At 66.7% G+C, this 12,668-nt stretch carries 12 protein-coding genes; 1 reads left to right on the forward strand and 11 read right to left on the reverse strand.

Features of this window, described 5'->3' with window-relative positions:
• Nucleotides 1-35: 35 nt before the first annotated feature.
• Genes WJ542_RS23530 through WJ542_RS23560 form a run of 7 tightly spaced genes read right to left on the reverse strand, consistent with a single transcriptional unit; the run spans nt 36 to nt 7,198 of the window.
• A complete protein-coding gene (locus tag WJ542_RS23530) occupies nt 36-1,016 on the reverse strand; it encodes an aldose epimerase family protein (protein WP_411191880.1) in 981 nt (326 codons plus the stop codon).
• Nucleotides 1,017-1,031: 15 nt separating this feature from the next.
• Nucleotides 1,032-1,685: a nucleoside triphosphate hydrolase gene (locus tag WJ542_RS23535; protein WP_411191881.1), complete on the reverse strand. Its 654-nt coding sequence runs from the start codon at nt 1,683-1,685 to the stop codon at nt 1,032-1,034.
• Nucleotides 1,682-2,575, reverse strand: coding sequence for a sugar phosphate isomerase/epimerase family protein (locus tag WJ542_RS23540; RefSeq protein WP_411191882.1), 894 nt, complete (start codon nt 2,573-2,575; stop codon nt 1,682-1,684). Before WJ542_RS23540 ends, WJ542_RS23535 begins: the two co-directional genes overlap by 4 nt.
• Nucleotides 2,576-3,622 (reverse strand): ABC transporter permease, encoded by a 1,047-nt coding sequence (locus WJ542_RS23545; protein WP_411191883.1) that lies wholly within the window; start codon nt 3,620-3,622, stop codon nt 2,576-2,578.
• Between the two features lie 8 nt (nt 3,623-3,630).
• Nucleotides 3,631-4,632 carry an ABC transporter permease gene (locus WJ542_RS23550; protein ID WP_411191884.1) on the reverse strand — a complete coding sequence of 334 codons (1,002 nt, stop codon included), beginning with the start codon at nt 4,630-4,632 and terminating at the stop codon, nt 3,631-3,633.
• On the reverse strand, nt 4,625-6,193 hold the full coding sequence (locus WJ542_RS23555) for a sugar ABC transporter ATP-binding protein (protein WP_411191885.1): 1,569 nt from the start codon (nt 6,191-6,193) through the stop codon (nt 4,625-4,627). Before WJ542_RS23555 ends, WJ542_RS23550 begins: the two co-directional genes overlap by 8 nt.
• A 12-nt stretch (nt 6,194-6,205) precedes the next feature.
• Nucleotides 6,206-7,198 carry a substrate-binding domain-containing protein gene (locus WJ542_RS23560; RefSeq protein WP_411191886.1) on the reverse strand — a complete coding sequence of 331 codons (993 nt, stop codon included), beginning with the start codon at nt 7,196-7,198 and terminating at the stop codon, nt 6,206-6,208.
• Between the two features lie 193 nt (nt 7,199-7,391).
• Between WJ542_RS23560 and WJ542_RS23565 the strand changes: the two genes are divergently transcribed.
• Entirely contained in the window at nt 7,392-8,453 is a 1,062-nt protein-coding gene (locus WJ542_RS23565) for a LacI family DNA-binding transcriptional regulator (RefSeq protein WP_411191887.1), read from the forward strand.
• 53 nt (nt 8,454-8,506) lie between these two features.
• On the opposite strand, the gene WJ542_RS23570 is transcribed toward WJ542_RS23565, so the two are convergent.
• The 4 genes from WJ542_RS23570 to WJ542_RS23585 all read right to left on the reverse strand — a co-directional run bounded on the left by WJ542_RS23570 (nt 8,507) and on the right by WJ542_RS23585 (nt 12,633).
• Nucleotides 8,507-9,256 (reverse strand): IclR family transcriptional regulator, encoded by a 750-nt coding sequence (locus WJ542_RS23570; RefSeq protein ID WP_411191888.1) that lies wholly within the window; start codon nt 9,254-9,256, stop codon nt 8,507-8,509.
• A gap of 111 nt (nt 9,257-9,367) precedes the next feature.
• The gene (locus WJ542_RS23575) at nt 9,368-10,015 is read right to left on the reverse strand and encodes a glutathione S-transferase family protein (RefSeq protein ID WP_411191889.1); all 648 of its coding nucleotides are present in this window, start codon (nt 10,013-10,015) and stop codon (nt 9,368-9,370) included.
• A gap of 45 nt (nt 10,016-10,060) precedes the next feature.
• Complete coding sequence (locus tag WJ542_RS23580) at nt 10,061-10,861, reverse strand: SDR family NAD(P)-dependent oxidoreductase (RefSeq protein WP_411191890.1); 801 nt, start codon at nt 10,859-10,861, stop codon at nt 10,061-10,063.
• Complete coding sequence (locus WJ542_RS23585) at nt 10,858-12,633, reverse strand: FAD-dependent oxidoreductase (RefSeq protein ID WP_411191891.1); 1,776 nt, start codon at nt 12,631-12,633, stop codon at nt 10,858-10,860. Before WJ542_RS23585 ends, WJ542_RS23580 begins: the two co-directional genes overlap by 4 nt.
• Between the last annotated feature and the right edge of the window lie 35 nt (nt 12,634-12,668).

Here is a 12,668-nt window from a genome sequence, read left to right on the forward strand (position 1 = left end):
CGCCGTCGACATTGAGGAGGGTTCCGGTGCGCCGGTTAGATGACGGGAACGGCGGCGATCCGGTAGCGAACCGTACGCGGCTTGCCCGCCTCGAACGCGAGCCCCGAGCGGCCGGCGAGCGGATGATCGCCAGGAGGCCTGACGACACGGCCGAGATCGAAGAAGCTGTTGGCCGGTTCGACACCCAGGGCGAAATGCCGCCCCGACCAGGGCTCATGCGCCCGTCCGCCGTTGCTGATCCAAAGCAGGGCGTCGGGCAACGCGGCCGGATCCCAGTCGAGCAGGACATCGGCTCGTTGCGCCGGGTATCGCACGACAAAGGGCGGTTCGCAGCCTTCCATCTGCAGCAGTTCCTCGGTCTTCTCCTGCAGCGGCAAACGCGTGGCGTCCAGCGGGCCTGTCGCCGTCGGGAGGGCAGCCAGCGAGGCGAAGGTGCTGTTTGACACAACGCGCGAAACCCCCGGCTCCGGCGCAACCGGGTAGCCGTGGATGCGCCGGTGCGGGCAGGCGAGCACCTCGATACCTTCCGCCGGAACCGCGAAGGTGGGATGCAACGCAAACGGCAGTACGACCGGGCGCCTCGCGCGCACGGTGACGGAGACCACCAGCGCCGGTGCATCGGGATCGGCGTCGATGGTTCGTTCGAGGCTTTCGATGTCGGCCTCGGCCGGATAGTCAATGGCAAGGGTCAGCCTGTGCGCCGTCTGCTCCATGCACCGCCACAGGTGATTCGCACCGTAGCCATGGTCCCAGCCGTCCGCCGCGTCGCGCGTCTCGAAACCAGCAGGCAGACCGCGAGGCGCTCTCGCCATGCCGAACGGCAGGCAGGGCCACTCCCCTCGCAACGCCCTGAGCAGCCCCGGCCACCGCGCGTCGTCCCCCCACGGTGCAGGTCGAAACGGCGTCACGCTGTGCCCCGGCCCGAGGTCGAAACGCACGGGCGCCAGCATGCCGCCCAGCGCCTGCACTGTCGCCTCGCCATGCGCCCACGCCAGAGTCCAGCCTTCGATATCCATCCTCGCTCCTCGCACTCAGGTGTTGGCGACCACGAACTGCGCGCCCACGCTTTGCGAGAGGACGAGATCCACATTCGGCAGATCGTTTTCCAGGAGCTTCACGCGTATCGCCGCTTCATCCATTCCATAGCCGCGCCAACGGGCCAGGAGACGTTGCGTCAGCACGTCGCGCGGCACCTCCAGCATGACCGTGACGTCGAAGTACGACTGCAGCGCGCTCCAGCCGGGCGCGTCGAGCAGCAGGTAGTTCCCCTCGACCACCACGAGCCTTGCCGACCGCGGGATGATCTCCGCCCCCGCCCGCGCAATCTCGATCGAGCGGTCGAACACCGGCACCGCGATTTCGCTGCTGTCGTCCGCCTTGAGCCGGCCGAGCATCGCGGCGAGTCCCGGCACGTCGAACGTATGCGGCGCCCCCTTGCGCGCACGCTGGCCACGCGCCTCCAGCACCCGGTCGTCGAAGTGAAAGCCGTCCATCGCAAGCACGCAGGCCACATCCGGTACGCGCCGGTTGAGGCCCGCGCACAGCCCTTGCGCGAAGGTGCTCTTGCCCGAGCCCGGCGCTCCCGCGATAGCGACGAGACGCCGCTCGCCGCCCTTGAGACCGAGCAGGTGTTGCGCCAGCTCGTCGGGGCCGATGCGTTGCCCCGGCTGTGCGACGCCGCTCACGACAGGCGGCTCCGTTCGGCTTGCTTCAAGGCTTCCTGCGCCGCCTTGATTTGCGCCCGCGTATACATCAGCGCGTGCGACGCCAGATCGTGACCGTCTTCCCACAGATTGCGCCAGATGCCCAGTATGCCTTCCAGCGGCTGCCCGACCACGCGCGACGAAAAGCTTTCGAACGTAATCGGCCCCTTGAAGCCGGAGAACACCAGCGCCCGGAAAATTTCCGAAAAGTCGATGCTGCCCGAGCCGAGGTAGCCGCGATGCGAGTCGCCCGTGTGGAAGTAGCCGAGGTAGTCGCCGGTTTCGCGCACCGCCGTAGCAATATCGGATTCCTCAATATTCATGTGATACGTGTCCAGATGCACCTTCACATTCGGCGCGCCGATGCGCTTGCACAGCTCGACGCCCTGCGAAGCCGTATTGAGCACGTTCGACTCGTAGCGGTTCACGACTTCGAGACCCAGGACGACGCCGCTCTTCGCCGCCGTCTGCGCCACCTCGCCGAGGATGTCGACCGACATCGCAATGCCGGCGGCCGTAGGTGGCACGTAGTACTTCTGGAAGGCCGAGTACAGGATGCCGCACATATGCGTCGCCCCGCAGTCGCGCGCGACACGCAATGCGGCCTCGAGCTTCTCCTTGCCGCGGGCGGCCTTCTCCACGTCGCCGCTCGAAATATCGGACTCGGCGTCGAGTCCCAGCGAAAAGGTCACGCCAAGACCGTTCTTCTCGAGTTCGCGCCGCGTGAAATCGACGTCGATCGATTTCGGGTCGAGCGCCGGCACTTCGATGAAGTCGAAGCCGACTTCCGCGGTGCGGGCGATAGCCCGTGCGCAGGCCTCATGGCTCCAGTTGGCCTCCCAGACGAGAGCGTGTACGCCAAGCTTGTTCATTCAGACTCCTTTGGTTGACTGTGTCCCGTGCCGCCGCGCGGCGAGGCGCGCCCGGACGGAAGTGTGGAAAACGCCGTTGGCCCACGCCCAACGGAACAGCATGACGGCGAGCAGGAAGACCCCCCACAGGGCCGTCGCGAGATGCTGGCTGGCGCCGAGAAGATTCAACCCCGATGCGATCGTCTGCAGGATCACGAGCGCGACCACGACCGGCGCAACGCGGCCGAATCCGCCGAACGGATCGACGCGGCCGAGGAAGCAGGCAAGCACGGAGATCAGCAGGAAAGCTTCGCCATGCCCCACGCGGACCGAATTGAAGCTCGCCAGCATGACCACGCCCGCTACCCCGCACATGAGGCCGGACAGCATGTAGATGCGCGTGACCGCGCGCGTGGTATCGATGCCGGCGTAGCGGGTGGCTTCGAGGTTGGAGCCGATCATGCGGGTCGCGAAGCCAAGGCGCGAGCGCGTCATCAGCACGTGCCATAGCAGGGCGCATCCCGCGAAGATCCACAGCGGCACCGGCACGCCCAGCCACAGACCGTTGCCCATGGCGAGCACGAGCGGCGGGAAACCGGAGATGTCGCCGCCGTGGGTCAGGAACTCGCCCAGGCCGCGCAGGAAGATCATGGCCGAGAGCGACACCAGAATCGGACTCGCGCCCGTGCGCGCAATGATCGCCCCCATCGCCCAGCCGCTTGCCGCGCCGGTGGCCAGCGCCGCCGCAATGCCGAGCACCACGGCGGCGACGCCCGCGTCCGCGCCGCCCATCGAATGAATCACCCAGGCCATCGCAAGACCCGCGATATTGGCGGTGAACGTGACGGCGAGATTGAAGCCGCCGGACACGAGCGGCATGAGCATCGCGAGCGTGAAAAAGCCCAGCTCGGGCAACTGGAACGCGACCGAGACGAAGGTGCTCGCGGAAAAGAACCGGTCGGAGGCGAAGCTCATCGCCACGATCACGATGGCGAGAAAGCCCAGCAGGCCCAGCACGTCGGCCGGGACATGCGCTGCGAGGGAGCGTCGGGAAGAAGGGGAACTCATGGCAGCACCTATGCGCGTTGCGAGGCGAACCGCGATCCGACGAGCTTCGCAAAGCCGCCGCTCGACAGGGTGATGGCAGTCAGGATGACCGCGCCGATGATCATCTTGAAGGCGTAAGGCGAGATCCCGAGCAGGTTGAGGCCGTTTGCGGTGATGGCCGTGAGCAGGATGCCGAGGATCGCGCCGAGAATCGTGCCGCGGCCGCCGCCCAGCCTCGCGCCGCCCAGCACCACGGCCGCCAGCACGTCGAGTTCGCGCCCGTAGAGTGCATTCGGCACGACCTCCTGGACGATATGCGCCTGCATCAGGCCCGCAATGCCGGCCATCATGCCGAGCCAGCCGAACGCGACGTAATGCATCGCGCCGATATTCACGCCCACGCGGCGCGCGGCCTCGGGATTGTCGCCCATCGCGTACAGTTGCCGACCCGTAGCTGTCCTTCGCAACATGAACCACGTCGCGATAACGGTCGCGATCATGACGGCCACAGGCAGCGTGAGATCCGCCACGCCGCTTGCCGTCTTCACCTGCAGGATCGACACGCGATTCACCCACCAGTCAGGCAGGTCGTAGATCGACACGCCGTTGGTCAGGAACATCAGCCCGCCGAAGAAGATGTTGAACGTCGCGATGGTGACGACGATCGAGACGATCCGGAAGCGATAGATGATGGTGGCATTGAGGGCGCCGAGCAGAAAGCCGAAGGCCATGGACGCCAGAAAGCCGATCAGCCAGTTGCCGCCGCCGAGCCATCCCACCGTCAACGCGGTCAGATACTGAACGACGGAAGCGCCGACGGCGAACGAGATGTCGATGCCCCCGGCAATCAGCACCACGAGCAAGCCGACGCCGAAGATGATGTTGACCGAGCTCTGGTTGAGCAGGTCGAACAGGTTGGGCAGCGTCAGGAAGGTCGACGTCGTCAGACCGAGTCCTGCCGCCATGACGGCAATCACGAGGATCAGCAGCGCCTCGATCGAGCCGATTCCGGGTTTGCGAAGATCAGGCATGGACGTCTCGCTCGATTTGATCAATGCTCGTCCGACCCGGCACGTACTCGGCAATGATCCTGCCGTCGCGCATATGCAGAATGCGGTCGGAGTTGAAATAGACTTCGGGAATCTCGTCGGAGATCAGCACGATGGCCATGCCGGCCGCGGCGAGTTCGTGCACGATGCTGAAGATGCCGGCGCGCGCGCCCACGTCCACCCCTACGGTCGGCGAGTCGAGAATCAGCACCTTTGGTTGCGTCGCCAACCACTTCGCGAGCACGATGCGCTGCTGGTTTCCGCCCGACAAGGTCGAAACCGCGTCGTCGGGCTTGCCGATCTTGACGGCCAGTTTGCCGATCCAGTCGTGAATCAGCGCGTCGCGCTTGCCCGGCGAGAGGAGGCGGCAAGCGTCGAGCAGATCGTCGAGCACCGATGCCACCGTGTTGTCGCCGATCGATTGCGCCTGTACGAGGCCCAGTTGAAGGCGGTCCTCCGACACATAGGCGAGGCCCGCGCGGATCGCGTCGCGGTTCGAGCGCAGCACGAGCGGCTTGCCTTCGAGAGCAACGGCGCCGGCGCCGGGCTTCGTCATGCCGAAGAGCGCCAGCGCGAGTTCCGTGCGCCCCGCGCCGAGACGCCCGGTCAAGCCGAGAATCTCGCCGCGTTTCACGGCGAACGTCACGTCCTCGAACTCGCCGCGGCGCGTGAGTCCCTGCACCTGAAGCGCGACGGGCGCGTGCGAGAGATCGGCCGTGCGCACGGCGTAATCGAAGGTGCGGCCCGTCATCAGCTCGGTGAGCCGCGACTGTGTCATGCCGGCTGTGGGGAAGGTGCCGACATACTGGCCGTCGCGCATCACGGTCACGCGCGTGCAGACGTCGAGCACCTCCGCGAGCCGGTGACTGACGAACACGACAGCGATGCCGTCCGCCGCAAGCCGCCGCACGATGGCAAGCAGCGCCTGGGTCTCCGCGTGGCTCAGCGAAGCGGTCGGCTCGTCCATGAAAACGATGCGCGCGTCGGCCACCAGCGCGCGGGCAATTGCCACCACCTGCCGCTGGGCGATCGAGAGCGAACGCACGGAGCGTTCGAGCGGCAGCTTGACGCCGAGGCGCTCGAGAATGCGGCGCGCCGCCTCCTTCATCTTCGCGTAGCTGACCACGCGCGGACGCGAGCCCAGGTTCTGCTCGAAGGCGATGTTTTCGGCGACCGTCATCTCGGGAAAAAGCGCGAGGTCCTGCCAGATCACCTGAACACCCAGCTCGCGAGCCCGGGCGGGATCGAGGCGCCCGAGCGGTTCGCCGTCGAACCGCATCTGCGCGCCGGGTTCCGGCTGATACACGCCGCTGATCACCTTGATGAGCGTGCTCTTGCCGCAACCGTTCTCGCCCGCAAGGCACAGCACCTCGCCCGGCATGATGTCGAAGCGCACTTGCTGCAGCGCCTTGACGCCGCCGAAGACCTTCGAGATGTTCTCGAGTTCGAGCAACGCGGGACGGTCCTCGTCCAGGGCGGGCCCGGCCGGCATCATGGCGCCGGGCGCGGGCGAAACGGGGTGCAAGGAAGAATCTGGAATCATGGAACACCCAGCTCAGAGACCCATCTTCGCGAGACTGTCCACGGTCTGCGCGTTCAGCTCGACGAGATCGTTCACGATCAGGTTGTGTCCTTCGGGATGCACCACGCCAAGACCAGGAATGTCCGTGCCGTCCTTGATCGGCTGCCCCCTGGCCACCATCGTGCCCAGCGTGACGAACACCTCGCCCGCCTGCTCGGGATTCCACATGTAGCCGCCCGTCAGCACGCCGTCATGGACGAGGCGCTTGCCCTGGCCCGGCGAGAACGGTCCCAGCACGAGCACCTGTTTTTCTTCGTGCTTTTCGGCCACCGCGCGCGCGGCGCCGATCGGCCCCTGGCTGCCGAACGCGAGAATCGCGCGCAGGTTGGGATGCGCGAGCATCAGGTCCAGCGCTGTCTTGCGCGAGGCGTCCACGTTTTCGGCCACGCCGTAGCGGTCGCCCACGAGCTTCATATCGGGGTAGTTCGCCTTGAGGTAGGCGATGGCCGCGTCCGCCCAGGCGTTATGCAGCGGCACCGTGAGCGAGCCGACAAAGACCGCGTATTCGCCCTTGCCGCCCAGGTCCTTCGCCAGCGTCTTCGCATACGCCTCGCCAAAGCCCTTGGCCGATGCGAGTTCGAAGTCCCAGTCCGTGTTCTGCTGCTTGGGCGACTCGTGCGTGATCACCTTGATGCCGGCGGCACGGGCACGCTGCAGCACCGGTTCGAGCACCTGCGCGTCGTTCGGCACTACGCCGATGACGTCGACATGCTGCGCGATGAGGTCTTCGATCGCACGCACCTGAAGGGCCGGGTCGGCACTCGTCGGCCCCACCATGAAAGCCTTCACACCCAGTTCGTCGGCGCGCTTCTTGATGCCGGCCTCCATGGCGTTGAACCAGGGAATGCCGCCCACCTTCACGACCACCCCGATCACGGGATGGTCCGGCGACGCACAGGCAAATCCCGTCGCGAACGAAAAAGCAAGAATTCCGGCGCACAGCCGGCGCAGCAATCTGTTTGTCATGTCTCCTCCGACTCTGGAACGGGCCGCATTCGGGCCACTTTTCAATTGCTGAATCCATTCAGCAAATTGATGTGGTGTATGCTGAAACCATTCAGCAATGGTTGGAAGAGGGTGAAAACCCTAATATGGCGGGGTGCGCCAAAGCGGCTACCGTCGGCCGGACAGGTTGAGCGCGCTCGGGGAGCAGACAGAGATGAAGGGCATGACCAGCGGACGAAAGTCCACGATCTACGACATCGCCACGGCGACGGGGTCTTCGATATCCACCGTGAGCATGGTGCTGAACGGCACGTGGGCGCGCTACCGGATCAAGGAAGCGACGGCGAACCGCATCCTCGAGTGCGCGCAGACGCTCGGCTACCAGGTCAACATGAAAGCGCGCGGGCTGCGGCTCTCACGCTCGGGCCTCGCCGGCATGATCATTCCGCACTACCGCAACCGGTTCTTCGCGGGCCTCGCGCAAACCTTCGAGGACTCGGCGCGCAGCCGCGGCCTCTGCCCGATCGTCGTGAGTACGCAGCGCGACCCGGCGGTCGAGTTGAGCGTCACGCAAACGCTGCTGTCCCAGCGCGTGGAAATGCTGTTCATTGCCGGCGTGCGCAATCCAACGCCCTTGAACACGCTGTGCGACGAGGCCGACGTCGTGTCGATCAACCTCGACCTGCCCGGCGACGGCGCGCCTTCGGTGGTCTCAGACAACCGCGCGGGCGCGCGCGTCATCACGGACGTGATGATCGACAAGCTGATTGCCGCCGGCCGCTCGCCGCAGGATCTCGTGCTGCTGGGCGGCGTGCCGCACGAGTACGCGACCGAGATGCGCATGGCCGGTTTCTTCGAAGCGTTCGCCGCGCGGCAGATCAGCCCCGGCAGCGACGCGGTGGAACTGTGCGGCTACAACGCGGCGGCCGCCCGGCACGCGCTCGCGCGGCGTCAGGAGAAACACGGCCGGGTGCCGGCAGGCATGCTCATGAACGCCATCAACGCCTTCGAAGGCCTGGTTCATTTCGCTTCGCAGTTGCCGCGGGACGCGCTGCGTGAAGCGGTGGTCGGGTGCTTCGACTGGGACCCGTTCGCGGCGCATTTGCCCTTCGACGTCACGATGCTTCATCAGGACGTGCAGCGTATCGTTTCGGAGGCGTTCTCGCTCGTCGACAACCGCGAAGCCGGGGTGCACCCTCGCGTTGTCGTTCCGATGAATTTTGGCGAGATGTTCGACGACGACGAACGCACCATCAAGGAAGAACACGATCGTTGAAGGTCGCGCCCGCACGGCCTTTCAACGACTGACCGCGAGCAAGAGAGCGCCCCTCAGAACATCGGCGCCCCGAGCCGCTGGCTCGCGCGCTTGCCGAACGCCTTCAACTGCTGCGCGAGCGGTCCGTCCGGCTTCGAATCGAAGCTGTTGAATGGCCCGATGGCCGTCACGACCGCCGCGATCTGCCGGCGGGCATCGAAGACCGGCACCGCGGTCGCGGCAATGCCGGGCACCATCAGCCCTTCGATCACCACGATGCCGTGCTCGCGCGCCGCCGCGAGACGGGCATTGAGCGGCGAGCCGGCTTCGTGCAACTGCGCCTGGAGGTCGTCGGGCTCGGCCGCGAGCACCGGCGCCTGATCCGCGGCGCCCAGATGCGCGGCGAACGTGAGCCCGGTGGCCGAGCGCAGCAGCGGCATGGTCGCGCCGGCCCGCGTGAGCACGGTCACCTCGCCCACCATCTCCACCACGCGCACCACGGTCGGACCATGGTTCGCCCACACCGCGACGAAGCAGGTGTGTCCCGTTTCGTCGCGCAGGTCGGGCAGCATGTCCGAGATATTGCCGACCACGTCGATATGGGCAAGCGCCGCAAGGCCGATCGCCACCGCCGCCGGTCCCAGCGCATAGCGGCCCGACTGCTTTTCCTGGGTCGCGAGACCGCTCGCGATCATCGCCTGCAGATAGCGATGCGCTTTCGCGGGCACCATGCCCGCCACCTCGCTGATGTTGGTCAGCGAGGCCGAGGGTCCAAGGCTCGCGAGAGCCTTCAGGATTTCGGCGCCGGTTTCCGCCGATTGCACGCGGGTTCTTGGAGTCTTTCTCGTCTCGTTGGTCGCCATAACGCTCCCGGTGTTGCGCATCGATAGCAAAGACCACCAGTCTACCTTGCGACACCGCCCGGTCGTGCCCCCTCAGGCCTCCGGATGGCGCGTGGCCTGCATCGACGCACGCGTGGCGAAGCGCGCGAACCAGTCGGCCAGCGCGGTGCGCGAGCGCCAGCCTTCGTCCGGAAAGCGCAGGTCCAGATAACCGAGCGCGCAGGCCACGGTGATCGTGCCGATGTCCACGCGCTCGCCGAATTCCGGCACCCACGCGGCGAACTGGTCGAGCGCCGACACCACTTTCTCGTGCTGGCCGTTGAACCACGGCGCGTAACGCAGGTCTTCCGGCCGGATGACCTGCTCATAGCGCATGAGCAGCGCGGCGCCGATCAGGCCGTCGGCAAGCGCCTGCTCGCGCAGCGCGCGCCAGCGTGCCTCGCCCGCGGCCGGGAAGAGCTTGCCGTGCGGCGCGTCGAGGTATTCGCAGATCACGCGGCTGTCGTAGAGGGCGCCCTCGTCTTCGTGTTCCTGTTCGCCCGCCAGCAGGGTCGGCACCTGACCGAGCGGATTGCGCGCGACCACGGTGGCGTCGCGCGTGACGGGATTCGCGTTGCTCGCAAGACGCTCGACAGGCATGCCGAGTTCGGCGGCGCATACGAGCACCTTGCGCACGTACGGCGAGTACGGCGAATAATAAACACGCAGCGAAGCACGCAGCGGCGATAGCGTGAGCGACATGGGGTCTCCTGGGTAGTTCGATGAATTCACGCGACTATAGGGGATTCAGCGCGGCGGCGCATGCAGCGCGTAATCGGCGCCCTGCGCGTGCGTCAGATAGCCCGCGGTCAGGCCGCCGTCCACCTCCAGCACGCTGCCCGTTACATAGGAAGCCGCATCCGAGAGCAGAAACGCGATCGATTCGGCTACTTCCTCGACGAGGGCGAAACGCCCGAGCGGCGTGCGATCGAGCATCACGCCGTCACGAAAGGCCGCGGGCACGCCTACGTTCAGCATCGGTGTGTCGACGCCGTTGGGCGCCACCGCATTCACGCGCACGCCGCGATTCCCCCACTCGGTCGCAAGGCTCTTCACGAGACCGACGAGGCCCCACTTCGAAGCCGCATAGTTAGCTCTCCCAGGCTGCCCGCCGCGCGCCGTGACCGAAGCGAGACACACGATGCTGCCGTGCCGGCGCGCCAGCATGGCCGCCGCCGCATGCTTGCAGGTGAGGAAGGTGCCGCGCAGGTTGATGTCGAGCACGAGATCCCATTGCTCGGCGCTCATGCTTTCGGCAGGCGCGCTGCGCGCGAGGCCTGCGCAGGGCACGACGTCGGTGATCGCGCCGAGTTCGCGTTCGACGCGTGCGACGAACGCTTCAATCTGCGCTTCTTCGCGCACGTCGACCACGCCATGCAGAAAGGGAATCGCGCTACCAAGCCACTCGCGCAGCGCGCGCAGGCCCGCCTCGTCGAGATCGGCGGCGGCAATGCCCACGCCCTGGGCCGCGAGCCGCTCGCAAACCGCGGCGCCGATGCCGCTCGCGGCTCCCGTGACGAAAGCGATGCGCCGGGAAGTGTCGTTCATGATGACAATGCCTCTTTGTTGTACGGCGACGGCGTCACGAGGTGCGCGTCGCGGTTGGCTGCTGCGGGCTCGCCCGCGATGTCACGGCCCGCGATATAGCCGAAGGTGAGCGCGGGGCCGAGCGTGATGCCCGCCGCCGGATAGGTCCCGCCCATCACCGAGTTCATGTCGTTGCCCACCGCATAGAGGCCGGCGATCGCGGTCCCGTTGCCGTCGAGCACCTGGGCGCGCTCGTTCGTTTCGAGGCCCGTTGCGCTGCCGATGTCGCCGGGCACGATCCGCACCGCGTAGAACGGCCCGGTTTCGATCGGACCGAGACACGGATTCGGCCGCTGCGAGGCGTCGCCCAGATAGCGGTCGTAAGCCGAGTTGCCGCGTCCGAACTCCTCGTCCACACCGCGCTTCGCAAACGCGTTCATTCTGGCGGCGCTTTGCGCGAGCGCCTCGGGCGGCACGCCGATTTCGTGCGCGAGCGCATCAAGCGTCGTGCCGCATTTCAGATAGCCGCTGCGCACATAACGCCCGAGCGAGAGCGAACGCGGACGCACGCGTCCCAGCCCGTACCTGCGCACGAAGTCGCTGTCGCAGACGAGCCAGGCGGGCACGCAGGGCGCTGTTTCATTGGCGCGATGCATGGCCGCGACGAAGTCGTGATACGAGGTGGCCTCATTGGCAAAGCGCAGACCGTTCGCATCGACGGCCATGATGCCGGGCTTCTGCCGGTCGGTGATGAGGTGCGGGAATACCGCTTCGCGGCCATCGCCGTCGCGAAACACCGAAACCGGCGTCCAGAAGGCCGCGCCTGCATTGCCGCTCGCGAAATGGCCGCCCAGCGGCTCGGCCAGCAAGGCGCCGTCGCCCGTGTTGCCTTCGGGCGCCATCGAGCGATGCAGGTCCGCGTGCGGCACCAGCTTCGCGCGCAACGCCGCGTTCTGGGCGTAGCCGCCGGTGGCGAGCACGACGGCACGGCGCGCGACGATGACCCGCCTCCTGCCGCCGATCTCGACCGTCACGCCGCTCACGCGCGCGCCGTTCGTTTCGAGGCGCGTTACGCGCGCGCCAGGAATGAGCGTGATGCCCGCATCGTGCGCCGATTTCAGGAGGCGCGCCGCCAGCGCATTGCCAAGCACGAGCCGCGTGCCGCGCGACCATTTCAGTCGATCCTTCGCATACCTTAGCAAGAGCGGCAGCGCATGTCCGAGCGCCGCAACGCTCTTGTGCATGGCCAGCAGCGCGTCGATGTCCTTGCGGTTCACCATCATGCCACCGAGCGCGAGAAAGCTCGGCAGCGGCCGGCGCAACTGCTCGAACAGATTTCCAAGCGTGCGTCCGTCGAACGGCGCGGGATCGATCGTGCGGCCGCCCGGCATGGCGCCGTCGAGTTCGGGCTTGTAGTCGGGCGAAACGGCGCGCGCGATGAAATGAACCTCCGTGTGCGCCTCCATGAAGCGCACCATCTCCGGCCCGTGCTGCAGATAGGCCTCCATCAGCGGCTCGCGCAAGGCTTCGCCCACGGTCTGGCGCAGATAGCGGCGCGCCGCGTCGAGCGTGTCGCGATGGCCGACGCCGGCCATGTGCGGATTGTCGGGAATCCATACCGCGCCGCCCGAGACGGCCGTGGAGCCCCCGAACTGCGCGGTCTTTTCCAGCACCAGCACGGAAAGTCCCGCGTGCCGGCACACGAGCGCGGCGCCGAGTCCGCCCGCGCCCGAGCCGACCACGACGACGTCGTAGGCTTCATTCACCTGATGGTTTGCCGCTGCGCCTGTCATTGCGCACCTCCTCGTTCTTCGCTTGCTGTTCCATC

The organism is Paraburkholderia yinzeri (genome assembly GCF_046581065.1).
Classification (GTDB): Bacteria; Pseudomonadota; Gammaproteobacteria; order Burkholderiales; family Burkholderiaceae; genus Paraburkholderia.

Coding starts and splice junctions, on each gene's coding strand:
- WJ542_RS23585 (WP_411191891.1), bottom strand. CDS start 12,633: ATGACAGGCGCAGCGGCAAACCATCAGGTGAATGAAGCCTACGACGTC.
- WJ542_RS23575 (WP_411191889.1), bottom strand. CDS start 10,015: ATGTCGCTCACGCTATCGCCGCTGCGTGCTTCGCTGCGTGTTTATTAT.
- WJ542_RS23530 (WP_411191880.1), bottom strand. CDS start 1,016: ATGGATATCGAAGGCTGGACTCTGGCGTGGGCGCATGGCGAGGCGACA.
- WJ542_RS23545 (WP_411191883.1), bottom strand. CDS start 3,622: ATGAGTTCCCCTTCTTCCCGACGCTCCCTCGCAGCGCATGTCCCGGCC.
- WJ542_RS23565 (WP_411191887.1), top strand. CDS start 7,392: ATGAAGGGCATGACCAGCGGACGAAAGTCCACGATCTACGACATCGCC.
- WJ542_RS23580 (WP_411191890.1), bottom strand. CDS start 10,861: ATGAACGACACTTCCCGGCGCATCGCTTTCGTCACGGGAGCCGCGAGC.
- WJ542_RS23540 (WP_411191882.1), bottom strand. CDS start 2,575: ATGAACAAGCTTGGCGTACACGCTCTCGTCTGGGAGGCCAACTGGAGC.
- WJ542_RS23560 (WP_411191886.1), bottom strand. CDS start 7,198: ATGACAAACAGATTGCTGCGCCGGCTGTGCGCCGGAATTCTTGCTTTT.
- WJ542_RS23550 (WP_411191884.1), bottom strand. CDS start 4,632: ATGCCTGATCTTCGCAAACCCGGAATCGGCTCGATCGAGGCGCTGCTG.
- WJ542_RS23555 (WP_411191885.1), bottom strand. CDS start 6,193: ATGATTCCAGATTCTTCCTTGCACCCCGTTTCGCCCGCGCCCGGCGCC.